This is a genomic window from Streptomyces sp. DvalAA-14 (assembly GCF_900091855.1).
In the GTDB taxonomy this organism is placed as follows: domain Bacteria; phylum Actinomycetota; class Actinomycetes; order Streptomycetales; family Streptomycetaceae; genus Actinacidiphila.
On record NZ_FMCH01000416.1, the window covers coordinates 1 to 1,565 of the forward strand.

Genomic DNA, 1,565 nt, shown 5'->3' on the forward strand with positions numbered 1-1,565 from the left:
TGGCCGCGGTGAACTCCTCCTCGGCGGCCGCCTGCTCGGCGCGCGCGGCCTCGTAGCGGGCCTCCAGTTCGGAGTCGTCGGCGTCGAGGCCGTCGACCTGGGCGCGCAGCTCCTCGTAGTCGGCCTGCGCGGACTCGGCGCGGTCGCGGGCCTCGTCGCGGGCGGCGGTGAGGCGGCCGATCTCGGCCTCGGCGGCGGTGGCCTTGGAGCGGGCCGCGTTGACCTGCCCGTTCAGCCGGGCCAGGCCCTCGCGGCGGTCGGCGATGGCGCGGGCGACGGCCTTGAGCCGGGTCTCCTCCTCGGCGAGGCGGCGTTCGAGTTGGGCGCGGTGGTCGACGGTGTCGTCCAGGGCGCGCTGGGCGGCGTCGAGCGCCTCGGTGAGTTCCGCTTCCTGCTCGCGGATGCGGGCGGCCTCGCGTTCCATGTCCTCCGGGTCGCGACCCCGGCGCTCCTCGGCGGGCTGGCCGGTGGCGTGCCGGTGGCGCTGCTCGGCCAGGCCGATGGTGCCGCGGACCCGTTCGGACAGCTGGGACAGGGCGTACCAGGTGGCCTGGGCCTCGCTGACCCTGGGGGTGAGGGCGCGGACCTGCTCCTCCAGCCGGGCCTCGCGGCGCAGCGCCTCGGCGAGTTCGGCCTCCACTGCGGCGCGGCGCTCCTTGAGCGCGGCCTCGTCGGCGACTTCGGCGCTCAGCGCCTCCCGCAGGGTGACCAGGTCGTCGGCGAGCAGCCGCAGCCGGGCGTCGCGCAGGTCGGCCTGGATGACGGCGGCCCGGCGGGCGACCTGGGCCTGCCGGCCGAGCGGCTTGAGCTGGCGGCGCAGTTCGCTGGTGAGGTCGCTGACCCGGGCCAGGTTGGCCTGCATGGCGTCCAGCTTCCGCAGCGCCTTCTCCTTGCGCTTGCGGTGCTTGAGGACGCCGGCCGCCTCCTCGATGAAAGCCCGGCGGCCCATCGGGTCGGCGTGCAGGACCGAGTCGAGCTGGCCCTGGCCGACGATGACGTGCATCTCACGGCCGATACCGGAGTCGGAGAGCAGTTCCTGGATGTCGAGCAGCCGGCAGGTGTCGCCGTTGATCTGGTACTCGCTGCCGCCGTTGCGGAACATGATCCGCGTGATGGTGACCTCGGTGTACTCGATCGGCAGCACGCCGTCGGAGTTGTCGATGGTCAGCGACACCTCGGCCCGGCCCAGCGGGGGGCGGCCGGTGGTGCCGGCGAAGATGACGTCCTCCATCTTGCCGCCGCGCAGCGACTTGGCACCCTGTTCGCCCATCACCCAGGACAGCGCGTCCACCACATTGGACTTGCCGGACCCGTTGGGGCCGACGACGCAGGTGATTCCGGGTTCGAAGCGCAGCGTCGTCGCCGAGGCGAACGACTTGAAACCGCGCAGCGTGAGGCTCTTGAGATGCACGCCGGTCGACTCTACTAGGGCTGCTCGGTTTCACCGAGGAATGTGCAGGGCACACCAGACGTAGAGCAGGGCCGTTCAGGGGACGTACGGCGGTACGGGAGGCGTGGCAGGGACGAACAGCGGGGTGGTAGGACGCCGGCGCCGGCGAGGCGCG

General features: G+C 72.9%; 1 protein-coding gene. It reads right to left on the bottom strand.

Annotated elements, in window-relative coordinates:
• Positions 1-1,411, bottom strand: a 1,411-nt coding sequence (locus GA0115240_RS22210) for a chromosome segregation SMC family protein (protein WP_161302372.1), incomplete at its 3' end; no start/stop codon positions are given.
• Positions 1,412-1,565 lie beyond the last annotated feature (154 nt).